Origin of the sequence: Bacillus rhizoplanae (assembly GCF_917563915.1) — a bacterium.
GTDB lineage: Bacteria > Bacillota > Bacilli > Bacillales > Bacillaceae_G > Bacillus_A > Bacillus_A rhizoplanae.
In genome coordinates, this window is the sequence record NZ_CAKJTI010000006.1 from 1 (window position 1) to 18,361 (window position 18,361).

25 protein-coding genes and 1 tRNA gene are annotated in these 18,361 nt (G+C 40.9%); 13 read left to right on the forward strand and 13 right to left on the reverse strand.

Annotation, left to right across the window (positions count from 1 at the left end; genetic code table 11):
• Positions 1 to 280: 280 nt before the first annotated feature.
• The 10 genes from clpP to LRP84_RS07900 all read right to left on the reverse strand — a co-directional run bounded on the left by clpP (position 281) and on the right by LRP84_RS07900 (position 6,092).
• On the reverse strand, positions 281 to 862 hold the full coding sequence (gene clpP, locus LRP84_RS07855; RefSeq protein ID WP_230574580.1) for an ATP-dependent Clp endopeptidase proteolytic subunit ClpP: 582 nt from the start codon (positions 860 to 862) through the stop codon (positions 281 to 283).
• A gap of 248 nt (positions 863 to 1,110) precedes the next feature.
• Entirely contained in the window at positions 1,111 to 1,986 is an 876-nt protein-coding gene (locus tag LRP84_RS07860; protein ID WP_230574581.1) for a DUF421 domain-containing protein, read from the reverse strand.
• A gap of 20 nt (positions 1,987 to 2,006) precedes the next feature.
• A complete protein-coding gene (locus tag LRP84_RS07865) occupies positions 2,007 to 2,213 on the reverse strand; it encodes a DUF1657 domain-containing protein (protein WP_230574582.1) in 207 nt (68 codons plus the stop codon).
• Between the two features lie 11 nt (positions 2,214 to 2,224).
• A complete protein-coding gene (gene spoVAE, locus LRP84_RS07870; protein WP_230574583.1) occupies positions 2,225 to 2,575 on the reverse strand; it encodes a stage V sporulation protein AE in 351 nt (116 codons plus the stop codon).
• The gene (gene spoVAD, locus LRP84_RS07875) at positions 2,576 to 3,589 is read right to left on the reverse strand and encodes a stage V sporulation protein AD (protein WP_098308434.1); all 1,014 of its coding nucleotides are present in this window, start codon (positions 3,587 to 3,589) and stop codon (positions 2,576 to 2,578) included.
• Positions 3,590 to 4,066, reverse strand: coding sequence for a stage V sporulation protein AC (spoVAC, locus tag LRP84_RS07880; protein ID WP_230574584.1), 477 nt, complete (start codon positions 4,064 to 4,066; stop codon positions 3,590 to 3,592).
• A 34-nt stretch (positions 4,067 to 4,100) separates the two neighbouring features.
• Positions 4,101 to 4,583, reverse strand: a complete 483-nt coding sequence (locus LRP84_RS07885; protein ID WP_230574585.1) for a YhcN/YlaJ family sporulation lipoprotein — start codon at positions 4,581 to 4,583, stop codon at positions 4,101 to 4,103.
• Positions 4,584 to 4,747: 164 nt separating this feature from the next.
• Positions 4,748 to 4,954: a DUF1657 domain-containing protein gene (locus LRP84_RS07890; protein ID WP_098308440.1), complete on the reverse strand. Its 207-nt coding sequence runs from the start codon at positions 4,952 to 4,954 to the stop codon at positions 4,748 to 4,750.
• 384 nt (positions 4,955 to 5,338) lie between these two features.
• The gene (locus tag LRP84_RS07895) at positions 5,339 to 5,665 is read right to left on the reverse strand and encodes an ArsR/SmtB family transcription factor (RefSeq protein ID WP_230574586.1); all 327 of its coding nucleotides are present in this window, start codon (positions 5,663 to 5,665) and stop codon (positions 5,339 to 5,341) included.
• Between the two features lies 1 nt (position 5,666).
• The gene (locus LRP84_RS07900) at positions 5,667 to 6,092 is read right to left on the reverse strand and encodes an SRPBCC family protein (protein ID WP_230574587.1); all 426 of its coding nucleotides are present in this window, start codon (positions 6,090 to 6,092) and stop codon (positions 5,667 to 5,669) included.
• Positions 6,093 to 6,583: 491 nt separating this feature from the next.
• On the opposite strand from LRP84_RS07900, the gene LRP84_RS07905 reads away from it, so the two are divergent.
• From LRP84_RS07905 to LRP84_RS07920, 4 genes are all read left to right on the forward strand, one after another.
• A complete protein-coding gene (locus tag LRP84_RS07905; protein ID WP_230574588.1) occupies positions 6,584 to 8,497 on the forward strand; it encodes an APC family permease in 1,914 nt (637 codons plus the stop codon).
• Between the two features lie 325 nt (positions 8,498 to 8,822).
• Positions 8,823 to 8,898, forward strand: a tRNA-Arg gene (locus tag LRP84_RS07910).
• A 211-nt stretch (positions 8,899 to 9,109) separates the two neighbouring features.
• A complete protein-coding gene (locus LRP84_RS07915) occupies positions 9,110 to 10,078 on the forward strand; it encodes a tyrosine-type recombinase/integrase (protein ID WP_230574589.1) in 969 nt (322 codons plus the stop codon).
• A 146-nt stretch (positions 10,079 to 10,224) separates the two neighbouring features.
• Positions 10,225 to 11,001, forward strand: a complete 777-nt coding sequence (locus tag LRP84_RS07920) for a helix-turn-helix domain-containing protein (protein ID WP_230574590.1) — start codon at positions 10,225 to 10,227, stop codon at positions 10,999 to 11,001.
• Between the two features lie 25 nt (positions 11,002 to 11,026).
• Here LRP84_RS07920 and LRP84_RS07925 read toward each other — a convergent pair whose 3' ends face one another.
• The 3 genes from LRP84_RS07925 to LRP84_RS07935 all read right to left on the reverse strand — a co-directional run bounded on the left by LRP84_RS07925 (position 11,027) and on the right by LRP84_RS07935 (position 12,840).
• The gene (locus LRP84_RS07925) at positions 11,027 to 11,458 is read right to left on the reverse strand and encodes a hypothetical protein (protein ID WP_230574591.1); all 432 of its coding nucleotides are present in this window, start codon (positions 11,456 to 11,458) and stop codon (positions 11,027 to 11,029) included.
• Between the two features lie 104 nt (positions 11,459 to 11,562).
• Complete coding sequence (locus LRP84_RS07930) at positions 11,563 to 11,769, reverse strand: hypothetical protein (RefSeq protein WP_230574592.1); 207 nt, start codon at positions 11,767 to 11,769, stop codon at positions 11,563 to 11,565.
• Positions 11,770 to 12,261: 492 nt separating this feature from the next.
• A complete protein-coding gene (locus LRP84_RS07935) occupies positions 12,262 to 12,840 on the reverse strand; it encodes a recombinase family protein (protein ID WP_230574593.1) in 579 nt (192 codons plus the stop codon).
• Positions 12,841 to 13,423: 583 nt separating this feature from the next.
• Between LRP84_RS07935 and LRP84_RS07940 the strand changes: the two genes are divergently transcribed.
• The 9 genes from LRP84_RS07940 to LRP84_RS07980 all read left to right on the forward strand — a co-directional run bounded on the left by LRP84_RS07940 (position 13,424) and on the right by LRP84_RS07980 (position 18,361).
• Entirely contained in the window at positions 13,424 to 13,648 is a 225-nt protein-coding gene (locus tag LRP84_RS07940) for a helix-turn-helix domain-containing protein (RefSeq protein ID WP_230574594.1), read from the forward strand.
• 314 nt (positions 13,649 to 13,962) lie between these two features.
• Positions 13,963 to 14,202, forward strand: a complete 240-nt coding sequence (locus LRP84_RS07945) for a helix-turn-helix transcriptional regulator (protein ID WP_230574595.1) — start codon at positions 13,963 to 13,965, stop codon at positions 14,200 to 14,202.
• A gap of 291 nt (positions 14,203 to 14,493) precedes the next feature.
• Positions 14,494 to 15,693 (forward strand): YonV family putative phage-derived protein, encoded by a 1,200-nt coding sequence (locus LRP84_RS07950; protein WP_230574596.1) that lies wholly within the window; start codon positions 14,494 to 14,496, stop codon positions 15,691 to 15,693.
• A 52-nt stretch (positions 15,694 to 15,745) separates the two neighbouring features.
• Complete coding sequence (locus LRP84_RS07955) at positions 15,746 to 16,486, forward strand: helix-turn-helix domain-containing protein (RefSeq protein ID WP_230574597.1); 741 nt, start codon at positions 15,746 to 15,748, stop codon at positions 16,484 to 16,486.
• A 153-nt stretch (positions 16,487 to 16,639) separates the two neighbouring features.
• Positions 16,640 to 16,891 carry a helix-turn-helix domain-containing protein gene (locus tag LRP84_RS07960; RefSeq protein ID WP_230574598.1) on the forward strand — a complete coding sequence of 84 codons (252 nt, stop codon included), beginning with the start codon at positions 16,640 to 16,642 and terminating at the stop codon, positions 16,889 to 16,891.
• A gap of 65 nt (positions 16,892 to 16,956) precedes the next feature.
• Entirely contained in the window at positions 16,957 to 17,175 is a 219-nt protein-coding gene (locus LRP84_RS07965; RefSeq protein ID WP_230574599.1) for a hypothetical protein, read from the forward strand.
• On the forward strand, positions 17,175 to 17,411 hold the full coding sequence (locus tag LRP84_RS07970) for a hypothetical protein (protein WP_230574600.1): 237 nt from the start codon (positions 17,175 to 17,177) through the stop codon (positions 17,409 to 17,411). Before LRP84_RS07965 ends, LRP84_RS07970 begins: the two co-directional genes overlap by 1 nt.
• On the forward strand, positions 17,362 to 17,793 hold the full coding sequence (locus LRP84_RS07975; protein ID WP_230574601.1) for a hypothetical protein: 432 nt from the start codon (positions 17,362 to 17,364) through the stop codon (positions 17,791 to 17,793). The genes LRP84_RS07970 and LRP84_RS07975 overlap by 50 nt, the downstream gene beginning before the upstream one ends.
• A complete protein-coding gene (locus LRP84_RS07980) occupies positions 17,771 to 18,361 on the forward strand; it encodes a hypothetical protein (RefSeq protein WP_230574602.1) in 591 nt (196 codons plus the stop codon). Before LRP84_RS07975 ends, LRP84_RS07980 begins: the two co-directional genes overlap by 23 nt.

Sequence of the window (18,361 nt, forward strand, 5' to 3'; positions counted from 1 at the left end):
TAAGTTGTGTCGAAGCGCCGTTATATCGGAAAAAGTGCCGATATATTGAAAAAAGCGTCGATAAGTTGTGTCGAAGCGCCGTTATATCGGAAAAAGTGCCGATATATTGAAAAAAGCGTCGATAAGTTGTGTCGAAGCGCCGTTATATCGGAAAAAGTGCCGATATATTGAAAAAAGCGTCGATAAGTTGTGTCGAAGCGCCGTTATATCGGAAAAAGTGCTGATATATGAAAAAGAGCTATCGCGAATGTGCGATAGCTCTTTTTGTAGTCCGCTTTTCTTAGCGATTTGTAAAGATTTTATCGATTAAGCCGTATTCTAGTGCTTTGTCTGCTGTCATGAAGTTGTCACGCTCTGTGTCGCGCTCGATTACTTCTAATGGTTGACCTGTACGTTCAGAAAGAATTTTATTTAGTTTATCACGTAAGAATAGGATGCGTTTTGCAGCGATTTCGATTTCTGTCGCTTGCCCTTGTGCACCGCCAAGTGGTTGGTGAATCATAACTTCACTGTTTGGAAGAGCGAAACGTTTTCCTTTTTCACCAGCTGCAAGTAGGAAAGCACCCATAGATGCAGCCATACCGATACAAATTGTAGATACTTTTGGTTTAATGAATTGCATTGTATCGTAAATTGCCATACCTGCTGTAATAGAGCCGCCAGGACTGTTGATATATATATGAATATCTTTTTCTGGGTCTTGTGATTCTAAGAATAAAAGCTGAGAAACGATAGAGTTTGCTACGTTGTCATCAATTGCGCTGCCAAGCATAATGATGCGGTCTTTTAATAAACGAGAGTAAATGTCGTAAGCACGTTCCCCGCGATTTGTTTGTTCAATAACTGTAGGAATTAAATTCATGTGTAACTTCCTCCTTTAACACATTTGTTAGTTTTATAATACAATTATGGTCAATAAAGGTCAAACGAAACCACTTCAGTTTAAAAAATATGTAGGTGTATCATGTTAATTCGCTATAAATAAGGAATTCCCTTTTTCTTTACCTTCCTCATCATAACCGAATTGTATGAATTTAAACATATCAAACATGGAGAAAGGTTGCCATACAAAAAAGAACGCCGTTACATATATAAGCGTTCTTTTCTCTTTTACTCTTTAAGTAGATAAGTCACTTTATTTAAAATTTCTTCTATCTTCTTTGCATTATTTGCATACATGCTGCTAGCAGCATTTGATTTCGTTTCTAAAGAAAATAGTTCGAGATCAGCATGACACTTCTTTAAGGAAGCGAGTAATAATGGCTTGTCTTGAGGAGAAGGCATTTGGATTTTATCGTTGTATATGTCGACAGTTAGTTGTCCGTAAGAATCGACTTGTCCGATGAAAACATTATCTAGTGCAACCCCAGTTTTTTCGAGTTCAGCGCGAAGCCAAGCGCGGTTATGGCCGCTAGCTGAAAGAGGTTCATCTATTATGTTTCCATCCATAATGACTGTGTGTGTTTCTTTCTCATTTGGTAATTTTAATCCGATGTCTTTAGCAGTTAGTGGTTGTTTGTCTTTCTTTAATAAAACGTTTAATTCCCCGCTTGGTTCTAGCACAGCAAATTCAACATCGGATATGTTGAATACATCTTTTTTTCGAAGAAGCTCTAGTAGTTCGTCGCTCGTATATTTTTCCTTTTTTAAATTATCTTCGAGTACTTTGCCATCTTTTATAAAAATAGTGGATTTACCTTCAACAAAATCTCGTACCGTCTTATTTTTTAAGGAAATCAGTCCTGCGAAAAAAGGTATGATAGCAAAAACCAGCATACTAGAAATACCGTGGACGAAGTTTTGTTCCAACCCTGTCGATACTTCTGCAGCGATATCACCAATCGTCATACCGGCTATGTATTCAAAAAAGGAAAGTTGAGAGATTTGTCTTTTGCCAAGCCATTTCGTAATGGCGAATAAAACAATTAAGACACATAAAGAACGTATAATGACAAGCGGCCATTCTGGTATGTGAATGTTAGGCATATAAAGTCCCTCCAGTCTTCTTAAAATCCTTTATATTGTGGTTCTTCTCGTTCTAATGCTGAAACTCGCCTTTGTAAATCAGCGATGACACTATCCATTTCTAGCATGCATTCGTGAAAAACGCGTTTCGCTTCTTCGTCAGCAGCGTTTTGTGAAAGTGTACTTAAACTTGCCTGTGCGCCTTTTAAACTGGCAAGGCATGTTTTTACACTAGCAACAACGGTCATGAGAACACCTCTTATCCTTTTGGTTTAAATAATAAAGCGCCGATAAAACCGAAGATAATCGCGGCAGATACACCAGCGCTTGTTACTGCAAACATTCCTGTTATAACTCCAATGATGCCATGCTCAGCCGCTTCTGCCATCGCACCGTGAACAAGGGCGTTACCGAAGCTTGTAATAGGAACTGTTGCACCGGCTCCGGCAAAATCAATTAATGGTTCATACAAATTGAATCCGTCTAATATGGCACCAATGACAACAAGCGTTGACATTGTATGAGCGGGGGTAAGTTTAAAGACATCAAACATAATTTGACCAATCACACAAATGGCGCCGCCAATTACGAAAGCCCAAAAATAGATCATTTATTGTACACCTCCAACTTCAATGGATACTGCATGGGCGATACAAGGAATTGTTTCTTGCTGCTGGAAAGTTAATGGGGAAAGTAAAGCACCGGTAGCGACTACGAGCATTTTGCTGAATTCCCCTTTTTTCATTCGATTTAATAAATGCCCGTACACGACAGTTGCTGAACAGCCTGGACCGCTTGCTCCTGCTAAAATCGGTTGATCTTCCCTATAAATGAGTAATCCGCAATCTTGAAACTGTTCGCTTGTTATAGATGTTCCTTGCTTACGCAGTAAATCAAAGGCAATTTCGCGTCCTATATGACCGAGATCACCTGTTACAATTAAGTCATAGTAGGATGCATCAATTTGTCGTTCCCTTAAATGTGCTTCTATCGTATCGACAGCAGCGGGCGCCATGGCACCTCCCATATTAAATGGATCTGATAAACCCATATCAATAACTCTTCCAATTGTTGCTGATGTAACGCAAGGTCCGTCTCCTTGATCGCTTAATAAAGCAGCCCCTGCTCCAGTTACTGTCCACTGAGCGGTAGGGGGCTTTTGTCCTCCGTATTCAGTTGGATATCGGAATTGCTTTTCAACAGCGGTATTATGGCTAGAAGCTCCTGTTAATAAGTATTTCGCCCCTTTTCCATTTACAATACTTGCCCCTAAAGCAAGGCCTTCCATTGAAGTAGAACAAGCTCCAAATAATCCAAGATAAGGAGCACCGAGTGTTCGGGAGGCAAAACTTGAGGGAGTGATTTGATTGATAAGATCTCCTGCTAAAATAAATTGAATATCCTCTTTACGCAGTTTTGCTTTTTCTGTTGCCCTGCTGCAAGCTTCTTCAAATAAAATTCGATGTGCTTTTTCATAGGAGTCTTGTCCTAACCATAAATTATCGTGCAATGTATCGAAATCTTCAGGGATGTTTCCATTTGCCTCAAATGGCCCACCAATGACACCAGTTGATATAATCACAGGCTTATTTTCAAATACCCATGTTCGGTGACCTTGTAACATTTAAAAACCTCCCCATTGAACGAAAATGGTTTTAATAAGTGCGATGACAAAAGCGGAAAATACACCAAATAAAATAACAGATCCCGCTAACTTAAACATATTCCCGCCTACCCCAAGAACAAAGCCTTCTGTACGGTGTTCAATACAAGCTGCAATGACTGAATTTCCAAAGCCGGTAACAGGAACAGCTGTACCCGCCCCGCCAAACTGAGCTAATCGATCGTACACACCAAAGCCTGTTAGGAGCATGGAAATAAAAATCATTGTAGCTACAGTCGGATTACCTGCTGACCTTTCAGTGAAATCGAAATACGTAATATAAAACGTAGAAATAAGTTGACCGATTAAGCAAATAAAACCGCCGACAAAAAAAGCTTTTATACAATTTTTTAGAACAGGACGCTTCGGTTCACGCTGCTTTTCAAATTGTTTATACTCTTGCTGAACTGGTGTTAAATCTTTGTTTCTCTTTGACATATGAATCCTTCCTTTTCTGTTTTGAAAAGTATCATTACGTATCGGAATGCATTTCTTTTTTTACTATTTTTAGTTGTTTTTTTACTTCTTCTTTATCTACTTCTTTATTTTTAATCTTGGTATCTAATTTATCGAGTAACATGAAAATTTTTTTATCCGTACTTACATAAATTTTTGAATTAGGATACATCTTTTTTAATGTTTGTTTTATTTCTTTTCGTAATTTCTTTAGTTGAAAGCGTTCGTGGTGCTCTGGTTTAACCGCTACATAAAGTTCGTTATTGAAATTGACAGCTTTTACGTCAAGTATTTCATCCATAGTAAGAATCTTATTTTTTGCTTCATTCGCTGCCGATTGATCAATGGATTCTATGTTTATCTTTGTTAGTTTCGCATCTGTTTTATTTGTTTTTTGTGCTGATTCTTGTTTTTCTTTTTTATCTAATGGACTGTGACATCCGCATAGGAAACTGAATAAGAGAAGGAATAACAAGGAGATTGTTCCGAATTTTCGCATGGTATCATTCCATTTCTATTGCTTTATGTAATTTGATTTGAAAAAAGGATGATATTACATCACCCTTTTTTCAGCTAATCAGAAAGTATACATATGATAATGAATTAGCCTATGTGTAAAGAGTATCTGTAGGCGTACATTAATTAAGTATCATTCTGTTGTTGTTATTGCTGTGTATATTGAGGTTCTTCTTGTTCAACCTCTTGAACACGCGGAGATAAAGTCTCAATAATTGATTGCGTTTGCTGTGCTGCACTTTGAAATAATTGCTTCGCTTGTTGGTTATCAGTATCAAGAGCGAATCCTTCTAAGCTTGCTTGTGCACTTTTTAATCCTGAAACAGTTTGTTTAAGTTTTGTAATTACAGTCATAACGTAATTCCTCCTCTGGTTGAGTTTGATTTCAATCATTAGAATTTGTGAATGGGCGCTGAAATATAATTACCAATTTTAGGTTTCTTGAAAGTGTGTCATTTTTAATTTTAAAAATAAGAGAAAGTTAACATGAATAAGGGGTAGCGCTAACATTTCGCGTATATCATACGCTAAGTAGGAAATTAGGGTCTTACTGCCCGTTAATGCGGGATAAAGGAGATCTGTGTAGCAATGGAACCAAAAAACATTAGCAGCCATTAAAAACTCTATAATATCAGGGGATTCATCGTACCATTCCCTTTACCTCATTAAAAGGTAACTTACTATCGATAAGGGAATAAAAAAACGAGAGCATATAACTACGCATCTCGTTTTTTACCGCTAATCGTTATCAGCCTCTATAAATTTTTTAAGAGCAGCTAATCTTTCATCCCAATATTGTTCAAAAAAGGAAAGCCATTGTTTTAATTCGATAAGAGGTTCTGGCTGAAGCTTGTACCGAGTTTCTCGTCCGATTTTCTGACTACTGACAAGACCCGCAACAGAAAGAACATGCAAATGTTTGTTAACAGCAGTACGGGTTATTGGAAAGTATTCCGTAATTGCAGTAATTGACATTTCTTTTTCAGCAAGCAATGTTAGTAGCTTTCTGCGAGTAGGGTCAGCGATTGCTTGAAAAATATCATACTTGGATGGAGATGTAACCAATTTAAGCCTCGATTTTTGCAGGAAGAGTTTCTTTGACAATTTTTTCCCATCCGCCGTCCATAAAGCCTTGAACGACTGAGTGAGGTTGCCCAAACTCTGTGACTTTTTCTGCATCCCAGCCAGAATGAATTAGTGTGAATTCTGTTTTTCCATCTTCTAATTCTTTTAAATCAAAAGTAAGATGCCAGTCTTTACCCCAGTCAAAACCAACACGATTTTGAGGGACGATTTCTGTTACTTTACAAGGAGAATCACCATATTGACCTGCATGAAGTATGAAATCATGTCCTACAATAGGTTCAAAAGTACTTGGCATCCACCATGAAGCAATACCTTCTGATGTTGCAACAGCTTTCCATACTTTTTCAATCGGAGCATTGATTACAACCGTTTTGCGGATTTCTGGTAAAATTTTATTTGTTTGCATAACTATTCCTCCAAATTTCAATATAACACCTTTTGGTGTCGAAATTAATTATAACACCTCTTGGTGTTATGTCGAATGTTTTTTCTTATTTGATTATCTCCTTAAGTTTTGTTCGTGATTCTGTCATAGACTAGAAAGATCATCCTGTCAGAGAATTGTACTTCTAATCATTCTTTCTACAAACGTTCGTTTATGGTAACTTCTTAGCGTACGAAATTTGCGTTTTGTTGGCGAGACTCCATAATAATGGAGGAGATATTAACCAATATAGGGATGGAATAATTTGGTTTTTCTATCCGTCATTATGCAGCCCGTTAGCATGAAGCTAGCAGGTTTTTCGTATTATATATAATAAATTTCTAAATGTTGATTGCAGATTTTCTATTGTGAATATTTTTGAAGACTACATAGTTTAGATTTTGTTGTTCAAAATATTATGTATCAATTAAAATAAGGAGAATAAAAAATAGCAATTAGAAGGAGAAAAAGTTATGGATCATCATACCTTAGTTAGATGGTTGGAAGCAGTATTAATCATACTAGCATTAGTTGCAATTTGGTTTTCTGCAAGTAACTTCAGTAGTGTGAAGCGATTTTTAATTGGTCGTCCTATGCGAACATCAGAGCTTCATGCGCACCATAACAAATTATTTTGGTTGATTGCACTTCCCATTCTCTCAGCGGATTTGTATTCATCAGTTGCATATGGACCTGAATCAGGAATGACAGAGCTTGCAGGGCTTGGTCCTGATGCTAAATGGATAATTTTACCTATTACAATTTCTACTATCGTTCTTTTAGCAATTTTGATTGTATCGTATATTATGGGGATTTTGGCATATCCAAACGGCGGAGGAGCATATGCCATTGCAAAAGATAACTTCAAGCCGCGATGGGTTTCTCTTGTTGCTTCTAGTTCGTTGCTCGTTGATTACGTGTTGACTGTGGCTGTATCTGTATCTGCAGCTATAGAAGCTATTTCATCTGCTTATCCTGTAGTTGCTCCTTATGAAACGATTTTGGCCATTTTGTGTGTTATTCTCTTAGTACTTGTGAACTTGCGAGGAGTAGCAGAATCAGCCCGCGTTTTTGCTTGGCCGACATTTGGTTTTATGATTTGTATGTTAATTTTAATTTTTACCGGCTTTTTTGATGAATTTCGTCACGGCTTTACACAATCAACTACACCGTCCTTTGGAACGGTTCCAGAAGGATTAACAACTTTATTGATTTTGAAAGCATTCAGCTCAGCTTGTTCGGCGCTTACAGGAATTGAGACAATTTCGAATGCAGTTCCTATTTTTAGAGAACCGCAGCAAAAAAATGCAATTAGAACTTATATTGCTTTAGGCACGATCACAGCTGTGACGCTGTTAGGGTTTTCGTATCATCTGTATGTGAAGGGAGTTACGCCAGATCCGCACAACACGATGTTGTCTCAGTTGACTGGCATGTATTTTGGACACGGAATTGTATATCAACTAATTATATGGTTTACGTTTATTGTTTTGATTTTAGCGGCAAATTCTACATTTACAGGATTTTCTCAGCTTGCTGCGATTGTAGCCGCAGATGGATTTTTGCCTCGAAGTTTGACAAATCGCGGAGACCGTTTAGGGTATTCAAACGGAATTATTGTGTTAGCATCATTGGCATGTATTTTGATTATCTCGTTTCACGCGCATACGAATGCTTTAATTCCATTGTATGCGATCGGTGTTTTCCTTTCATTTACAGTAGCGCAAATTGGTTTGATGCGCCGCTGGAAACGAGTTAAAGGACCACATTGGAAAATTAAGCTTACGATTAATACAGTTGGTGCTGTTATCACATCAATAGTTGCTGTTATTTTCGCTGTTACAAAGTTTACAGGCGGCGCTTGGGTTGTATTAGTTGTATTGCCTATTATCATTTTTATTTCAATGGCTATTCACAAGCATTATGAAGATATTGCAAAAGAACTGCGCATTGATACGCAAAGCATACGTCCGGAAGCAAGCAAGATAGTCACTCTTGTTTTAGTGTCAGGCGTTCATCGTGTTGTGAACAATACGATTTCCTTTGCGAAAAGCTTAGATGTTGATCCGATTGCTGTATACGTTGGTTTCGATGAGCAATCTATAGATAAAATGGAGAAGAGGTGGAAAGAGTGGGGAACTCCTTGTAGGCTGGTAGTTCTTCGTAGTAAATATCGCTCTATTCTTGAACCGCTGAATCGTCTTATTAAAACAATAGAGGCGAAACAAGAAAATGGGGGACATATCCATATTATTATCCCGCAGTTTATTCCACACAAATGGTGGCATCATGTATTACATAACCAGAGTGCACTTCTTTTAAGAATGTGGTTTATTCGTCATAAAGATATCGTGATTACAACGGTTCCATATCATTTGCATAAATAATTCATTTTCATTTCGGGTATTTATGAATTTGCTACTGATAATCTGAGTTATATCGCCTGCGTCGTCAATCGACGCGGGCGTTTCTTTTATTGCATGAACGGAAGTATAGAAGAAGTGAAGTTACATTTATGTAATATAAAGATGGTTCCTTTATATTGGTATCGAGTTGTAGTGAAAGATAAGAGTTGTTCTGTAAACTGCGACGTAATAAGTAATTGCTTCCAAAACGAAGATATCGTATAATAAACATTACGCAAGGCGGTGTGAAAGTGTCTCTTGCGATTGTAAGCATGAGGGAAATCCTTGATGCTATTATATATTTCATGCGCCCATAGCTCAGTTGGATAGAGCGGTGGTTTCCGGTACCACGTCTGTCGGGGGTTCGAATCCCTCTGGGCGCGTTCTAGATGATATGACAGCGTTATATCAACGTCTTGATACGAAATTTACCGGAAGAACGTCTCTCCTCGATTGATGAATAGACACGGTGATAAGTAAACGGGAAGACATTTTCGTTAGGTTATCCGTCTATACAAATCGCGGAGTAACGAATCACTCGAATAATATATCGTTAAACGAAACCTCTCGTGTAAAAACGGGAGGTTTTTTATTTTGCGAAAAAGAGGAATTGTTAAACGCCGAGAAGTCGATTTGCGTAATAAGTTATCTGAAGGTATCACGGTGAATGAAGCGCTTGAAATTGTTATGCGGATTTATGAGTCGGAAGGGTACCGCGAAAGAACGGTAAGAGACTACCGTAAATTTTGGGCGCAATTTACCGACATTATTAAGCGGGAGTATATCGAAAAAGTTACAACAGAGGATATTCGCAAATATGTACATCACTTGTTGCATACGCGAGATTTATCGGCTGTAACGGTTAACATTCGATTGTCAGCGGTACGTGCAATATTTAACCGGCTGTACAGCGAGGAGATTATCGAAGTTAATCCAGTCGAAAAGGTTCGCAAGCTGCGGACGGATCAACAACGTATTTTTACGCTCACAGACGATCAGATTAGACGCTTATTCGCGATGATAGATAAAGATACATTTACGGGATATAGAGATTACTGCGCCTTCCTACTGGCGCTTAAATGCGGGTTACGCTCCAATGAGCTCCATTCCCTCGAAACTAAAGACGTGGATTTAGATAACGGAGTCATTTTATTACCTGGCGCAAAGAACAAGAACCGCAAGACGCGCATGGTTCCGATGTCTAAGAAAGTCGCCCAGGAACTTGCTCAACTTATTGCGGAAACTCGGGAATATTTCGGATCCCAGGTGACCCATGTATTTACGAATCAATTCGGTGAGCCAATGAAGCACGAACTGCTACGTAAACGGGTCGATTCATACGCAAGGAAGGCGGGTTTAAAAGGCGAGTGTCGAGCTTCCTTACATTCGCTTCGGCACACGTTCGCTACAAACTTCTTAAAGAATGGCGGCAACATACGTACACTCATGTCGATTCTAGGACACAGCGACTTATCAACGACGCAGATTTACTTGAACTACACCGATGAGCAAGTCGTTGAGCAGTATCGAGAAGTTAGCGAAAAAGACACGTTAGACGTTTAGAGGAGAAACAGACATAAAAAAAGAGCGCCTGCAAAAGCAAGCACCCTAACCCTAAATCAATTATATTCAAAAAAAGCGTGGGAAGCAACGCTTATTTGAGTATGGGCTTGTAAGCAAATGTGCGCTCCAAAAAGGGAGACGGAGCCATGCAATATCTGCGTGAATATAAAACGTTTGAATCAGTCGAACAGTTAAACGCGGCTGTTCGTGGGCATCTTTACGCTCATAATTTTGAATTAAATGATACAGATAAGAACATTCTAAAGTTAATCGGTCGCTATACCGTTAAGTACCTCGGTGCAGCGCATTTGAAGGCGGCAACTATCGCTGAGGCTATCGATCGGAGCGAGAAGACCGTGCGCCGTTCGCTGAATAAGCTGCAGTCGCTAGGCATCATTCGTAAAGTACGCACGACACGTCACATTATGGGCGGCTACGGTGCGAATATAATCGTGATAAATATGTTTGACCAGTCGCCAGTGTCCAGTCGTGAGGATGCTGATAAACCACGCCAGGCAAGTGCTGAGCCGGCGAAATCTTCTATCGAAACAATTACCCTTCAAAGCAAAAATAATAAATCACATAAAGAAACGGTAATGCCGGCCGATTGCTTGCGTCGTTCTATGCCGAGCGCTATTTTTAACGCTATGAGTCCGTACTTTAATGCCGATGGGCTATACAAAGCATACGGTATGCTCTTACGTGCCAAAGCGAGCGTCGATCGTAACATTATGGTCGAGGACTACGAGAACGAGTTCGTTGATGCGTTCAAGGCGGTAGTCTACGCGTTGAAGCGAGGTCGAGTGCGGAAGCTGAACGGATGCTTATTCGCTGCATTCCGCCAGGTGACGATAGAGATTAAACGTAAGCTGACGATGAAGGATAGCCCGCTGTTTTATGATTGGTTGCACGAGAACTATTAGAAGGTTATATAAAGGTATTCGTCTATTAGGGATGTTTTATTAATCGTAGCGGGAGTCCCTTTCTCCAATCTTTACCTTGCTCCACCATTCTTTGTGCTTTTGTACTATATTCGGGCATATATTTCGGCGGGTATTCAAATCCCATGGATATTAAGTTACGTACATTGTATCTAATATTAAAGATTGGTTTTAACGCCTCTATAAAATCTCTTTCAAGACGCTTTCTAGTATGCACCTGTTCGAGTATATAACGAAAGTAGTTGTAATGATGGCTTATACCTGCGTCATCTATTATAAAATGACGTGTACAACAGGACTGAAGGTGACCTTCACCTACATAAACAATTTGATCTTTTGAGTTATAAATAAGATATAGGCCACGCATTCCGTTAAGTAGAATTTTTTTGTAATTTCCGTTCTGTATATCTTTAAGCGTAATTTCATTGTATACACGCACTTTAGTATCCTCCAACCGGTATGTATATATTTATCTCATATCTTTGACACTTCATGTGCGTTATAGACGTACTGGTATTTTAATGAATGTCCCTGTTTGTGGTATTATCTTGTATAGATTTTTTGTATATGAAATGATTTGATATGACGTGTAAATATGATGGTTCCGTCAATTTTTATGTAGTCAATATTTCTATCGGCGATGTCCCTCGTTAATTTATTCCGTAAAACAGGTAAGCTTTCTTCGCATATAATTTGTTCTAGTTGTCTTTGTGGTAAATGAAACGTCACTAAAAAGTGCTTTAGTTTCAAGGGAATTTCCTCCTTTTGTTTGATAGATTTGCTTTCATGATAACTCAGATAAACATCTTCTGTACAAAGGATGTAATTGAAGTTTGGATGCAGAAATTTCGAATTTTAGTGTGCGAAACTTCAAATTTGCATAGTGTAAATTGAAATATTCGTATGAGTTCGATAAGCGCTGTTTCGACGGTCGATATGTTATTCGCTTTCTGATAGCGCTTAGTTAATCGGATCACTCATCGGACAACACTACGTCTACTCTTTCGTGTTCCATTTCCATATCGTTCACCTCCCGTTCATAGCATCGCTTGGGGTTATCGTATCTACACCGAATACTTCCGAAAATAGAACAAATCCACCGTTAAACTTGCGCTTTTTTCCGATTTTACCAGCCGCGTGGTCCTGACACGAGCGACCGCCGCAAAACTCAGGGTTAAACTTTTCGGATATGCAGTTCTTATGCATCGCGGTGTATTAGCGCACAACAAAAAAGACGCCCGGTCAACGAGCGCCTTCTTCCGCTTTCTGTTTTCGAATATAATCGTATAGTGCTGTACGCCCTACGCCTGGCGAACGTTCTAGTATTTCCGCAACCGTGTACTTCTCCGTTTTGTATAAATCGTATGCTGCCTCGAGTTTCTTCTCGTCTGTTTTCGGACGGCCGCCATTCTTACCGCGAGCTCGTGCTGATTGCAAGCCGCTCTTTGTTCTCTCGCTAATCCATTCACGTTCAAGTTGCGCCATAACCGCTAGCATACCGAACATAGCACGACCGGTAGCGGTGTTCATATCGATGTTCTCTTTTAGTGATACGAGCACAACGCCCATTTCGTTTAAATCCTCCGCTATGTTTACGAGGTCTTTCATACTACGTCCTAAACGCGTGAGCTCCGTAATAACTAACGTATCCCCTTCACGCAACTGATCGAGTAGAGCCGCTAATCCTTCGCGTTCTGCCGTCTTACCCGTTTTCACGTCCGTAAATATCTTATCGACCCCATATCGTTCTAGCTCATCGAGCTGGCGTGTGAGCTCCTGTTTATCGGTAGACACCCTCGCGTAACCAAACGTTTTGTTCATAAATTCCGCTCCCCTTTCACTGGATAAAATATCCTCTATTTGCATTGTACGAAAAAGGATGATAATAGTCAATATTCGTACATAGATTTTCGTACGGTTTTTCGTACATTAATTACGCGTAGAATACGCCGGTTATTATACGTCGGTGTAATCGTACGTTTACCGAACGTTTTACGTACAGTGTTTATCGCTCATTACCACCTGGTTATCGATAGCATAGCGCAATACACATACGCCCCTTACGCTAGGCACAGCCCATACTCTCTAGGTACTATCGATGTGGGCCAGCGATGAGTAACGAGCATGAATGAGTGAGAGACCGAAGGTCGAAGGGTTGTATCGAACATCACGCCGCTTGCACTCGCGTGCATACGTATACCACCGCTAAGGTAAGCGAAATACCGCCGGGGGAGGGATCGTGTTCAGACGGTTCGTCAGGCGCCAGGACAATTCGAATACCATTTTTAAAACCGAGGGGTCGAAAATTTTCCGTAGTATTTTTTGAAATCGCAGGGTTCATACGTAGGTATTAACCGAACCCCCTCCGAATATATAAAATGAAGGAAAAAATGGGGGGATTCGCATGTATGAAAAGTTAACCGCTAGAACACGATTACAAGCAATTTTGGAGGAACGAGGCATGAGTGAGAAGGAACTGGCGATTAAATCCGGAGTGCCCCAGGAGGCTATCGCACGCTTTGACAAGAGTGCTCGTTTGGGAGTATCGCACATCGTACGGGTCGCACGCGCATTAGAGATATCAATCGAGGAGTTATTGGATATTAAAACGGGGGAAGCGACTGTTTAATAATCGTCACCGACAGGGTTACTCGAATTGTTATATACAGACCGCCAGTAATGGCGGTTTTTTTTATGGTATTTTATCTAAATCATTTGAATATCTATATTTTTTATAGTAGATAGTAATGGGCGTCCATGTCGTCATATACAAGGTAAAAGAGTCGTTGGATTAAATTCCAGCGGCTTTTTTTGTTTTTCAAGAAATTATCACCGAAGTGTAAAAAATCGAAAAGCTACCCTGTATCTAATAGTGTGGGTCGTAATGACCCGAGCTTTTTATTTGCCATAACATTCATCGAACGCTGAAAGGAGGTGAACTGTATGTATTTAACGTCTAATCAAATTCGCATCGTACGAAAACTACACGGGCTTTCACAACGGGAGCTGGCTCGCCTAATCAACGTAGATTCCGGTCTGATCTCGAAAGTAGAAGCCGATAAAGCGTCTGTTTCGACGAATCTAAACAAGCGTTTGATTGATGCGCTCGAAATTACGGAGGAGAAACTAGCGCTAGCAATCGAAGTGAGCGAACGATTCAAGGTTCGTACTCCGATCGCTTAGCACAACAAAAGTGCTAAACACACGTCAGAAACCGCGTCATATCAGCGTTTTGAGGCGTTTTTCCTTAAAGAAAGATATTAAAAAGTGCGATAGCAAGAGCGTAGCGAATTGCCCGGAACGTTAGTGACGGAGGGTCTTTTATCTCAAAGCGACATAGGTTCACTACGTTCACCGTATATCGCAAATATCTATAAAGCTACGATATGGTATTTCTTCGGTGGTCTTATCCTTCGATAGAGGCGAAAGATAGCCGATTGCAGTACAAACACAAAACAAAGGGGAGCGATATTATTGGCAAAAATCACGGTTGTTGATTCGATTATGGGTTCTGGAAAAACGTCCTGGGCGCTACAGCATATTAACGAGAGTAGAACGGATAAGAAGTACATCTACATTACGCCGTATCTGGACGAAGTGCAGCGCGTTATTAATTCTTCGGTATCCCGTAAGTTTATCGAGCCTAATAACAACAATAGCGAGGGGCGCAAGTTGCGTAGCTTAAAGGAACTAATCATCGCCGGTCACGATATCTGCGCAACGCACAGCCTGTTCCAGAGTGCTGACGATGAATTGCTCGAGCTGCTAACGGGTGCTGGCTATACGTTAATTCTCGACGAGGTCATGAACGTGATCGATCGTGCACCCATCGATAAGGGAGACATCGAGCTACTAACGAACCAGGGCTACGTAGAGGTGCGAGATAATCGCGTTTACTGGACGAAGGAAGATTACAACGGGCGTTTCGAGGACATCAAGCTTTACGCTCGGTCCGGCAATCTGTTCCTGCATCGTAAGACGTTTATTCTGTGGGCGTTTCCACCGAAGATATTTAGTGCGTTTGATGACGTGTATGTACTTACGTACCTCTTCGACGCGCAAATCCAGCGATATTACTACGATTTACACGAAATGGGTTATACGTATAAATCCATAACGAAATCTGATGGACGCTACGAGCTTGCCGAATACAGCCGTGAGAACGAGCGTCGTGAAGAAGTCATGAAGCTTATCGACCTGTATGCCGGGCAACTAAATGATTTCGCTGATCGCCGTAATGCGCTCAGTACGTCTTGGTTAGATAAAGCGCCCGAAGCCACGATTAATTTAATCAAGCGAAACGTATATAACTATTTCCGTAATTACTGCAAATCAAAAACGAAAGACGTTCTATGGACGACCATTAAGAAGAAGGAAGCTAAATTACGAGGCAAGGGGTATACGAAAGGGTTTATTCCGGTTAATACCCGAGCTACAAACGATTATGCGGACAGATGGGCGCTAGCCTACGTTTATAACCGCTATATGAACCCGTTTGAGCGTGCGTTCTTCGAGGATAATGGTGTATCAGTAAATGAGGAGTTACTTGCTGTATCGGATTTATTGCAATGGGTGTGGCGTTCACGGATCCGTAATGGACAATCTATTAAGTTGTATCTGCCATCCAGTCGTATGCGTGGTTTGTTGAAGGCGTGGGAGAAATACGAGATTTAAGAAGAGAAGGTGTCAAGAGAAAGGCAATTTAAACGATGGGGGAGACAGTGTTATGAAGAAAACTGAAGGGTTATATGAGGTGTGGGAAGTTGAATCATTCCTTGCGGGAATGCACCGGGTAAGGGAACTCCGCTATTGTGACGACGGCTCCAAGGTGTATGCGAATACCTGGCTCGATATTATTAATGTGCTCCAAACGCCTGATGTTCTAACACCGCGGCAGATTCAAGCGATTGCACTCGTGTATGTATATGAGCTTAAGAGAGCGGAGGCTGCGCAGTTGCTCGGCGTGTCTAAACCGGCTATCACGCGTGTACTCGGTTCCGCAGCCCAACGTATAGTTGACGTCTTAAATGGCGAAAAACTCGCACGTACGCGAACGCAGGCGGCTTACGAGATGGTGACGGACGATCCAGCGCTTAAAGCGTGGCTCTGCGAAGCAATAGATGCGGGTATTGTACCGTTATGGCCGGTTAAACCTTTCGATGCTCCAACGGACAAGAAATCGTATAAAGAGCGCCAGAAGGCGGAAGAGGGGGAGGGATACGAATGGTTAAATCCAAGAAGGCTGCGACGCATTGAGGAAGAGCATGAATTCGTAAAGCCAGAGATTTTCCCCATACGCAGGCAAGTCGCACAAAAACGTGTGTTAACTGAATCAAATATAGATGATCAGGACTTCGCAAACATGCAGCAGGGCGATAAATTGGAGGGTAAGCACGAGCCGAGCATGAAGTACAATTTGAAAACTCAAAGACTAGAATTCCGAAAGAAAAAATTGTATGCAAATTAGGTATACAAACGTTAACTAATCTATGGAAACGAGGGTATAAAGGGGAGGAATATACGAAGTTCCTCTACGTGATTCCCGGCTCGGCTGCTCTTAATGAGCGGCTTTTTTGTTTGGAGAAAAGGAATACAAATGTAAACCGACAGGAGGTAGAAAATGAATTTGACAGTTAAGGATATTAAGGCCATTCGTCGCGCTTATTTCTTGAGTCAATGCGATCTTGCTGAGCTTCTGGATTACACTCGCGCATACATTTCAAACGTAGAAAATGATATTAAGCCGATATCGCAAGAGCTTCAAGACCGGATTACAAAGCGATTCGATTTATACCCGGAAAAACTGATACGGATACATGCCTACATGAGGGAATTTCACATGCCAGATGATGAGGAGAGAATAAAAACATGACAAACAACGAGGTTTACTTGCTTCAAAGGATATACACCTACAGCAAGGCTCCGGTACTGGAAACCGTGGTAGTACATGCTGAGACAGGCGAGCTTTACCACGGCGAAACCTTATATCGCGTAAGTCCTCATATCGACTTGGTAGTAGCTGGAGCAGTCGAGGAGGCGCTTGGATCGGTAGAAAGTGCAGGGATTAATCGCGAGGAAGTGTCGATTGAGTCTCCGTATTATCGAGCTTATTTACAACGTCAACGTATGTTACAAGTGTTAGGGGATGACGAATAATGCCACGAAAATTCGAACGTAATCCATGTAGTGGATTAAAGACAAAATATCGAGACCGGAATCCGCATTGGCTTAACGAGCTAATTAAAACCGTTAAGGAGGAGTCGCCTTCCGAATGGAGTCGTATACAAATGCCTTGGCAAACGGAATGGCAGCCACCGAGAACGAAACGAAAGGGGAAACGAGATGAACAGACCGCTCGCCACAATGAACGTCCAGAGCGTCGAAGATACTGAGATTCTCGCAATCGTACTGTATGACGGGAACGGTCAGCGGATAGAGGAGCATATTTCGCTATTTGAGGACGCACAGAGTGCTGTAGAGGCTTTGAATCGCATGCTGGCATTTAACGGTATCTTCGAATCTATAGAAGTGTGGTGCGGCAGAAAAGATATTTATATGACGCTGCTGGCGACTGAAGGTGTACAGGCTTCATTTCGTCATTCGAGTGACCTGACCGACGGGCTCTATTTGGTTCAGTCCAATCGCCAGATACTCATAGAACACTATGGATTGAAGCCCCTTTCGAAATGGAAAAGGGTTATTTTAGCATGCTTGAAAAAGCTAGAAATGAGATTAAAAGGAGAGATGAACAATGACAGAAGTTATGAAATGTGAAGCTTATGAAAGCTGGAAAACGGCGCAAGGGCGTAAGTTAGAGCGATCAGCGGAGTTAAAACGCGAGGTTGAATCGTTGCGCGAGAAGCTTACGGAAGCTAAATTTGCGTATACAAACGCGATGGAGCACGCGGTGAAAGCCGAACTCGCCGGCGAAAAGCCAAAGCATAGCGATGCGGATATCGATAAATTGAGTGAAATCGTCAATAAAGCGCAGCTCGCTTACGACAAAATCGTTACGAAAATAAGCGTATTCAATGCTCAATCTACCGTTGGTAATCTCGATAAAGATGCGATGACATTCGAGTGGAATAAGTACGCTACCGAAGTGAAAGCAAAGCAATTGCAGCCGATTCTGGACGAGATGAAGGTCAAAAAAGAAGCTTTTCTAGAATCCGTAAAAGAATACAACCAATTTGTACGTGAATTCAGCTTATATTTTAACGATTTCCGCAATGATGTAAACCCTTTTCGCGTCTCGCAGCATCATATTGAATTACAGACGCGAGCGGACATCGGGAATTATATGGTAACCCAAGAAGACTATGACAAATTAGGAGGAAGATAA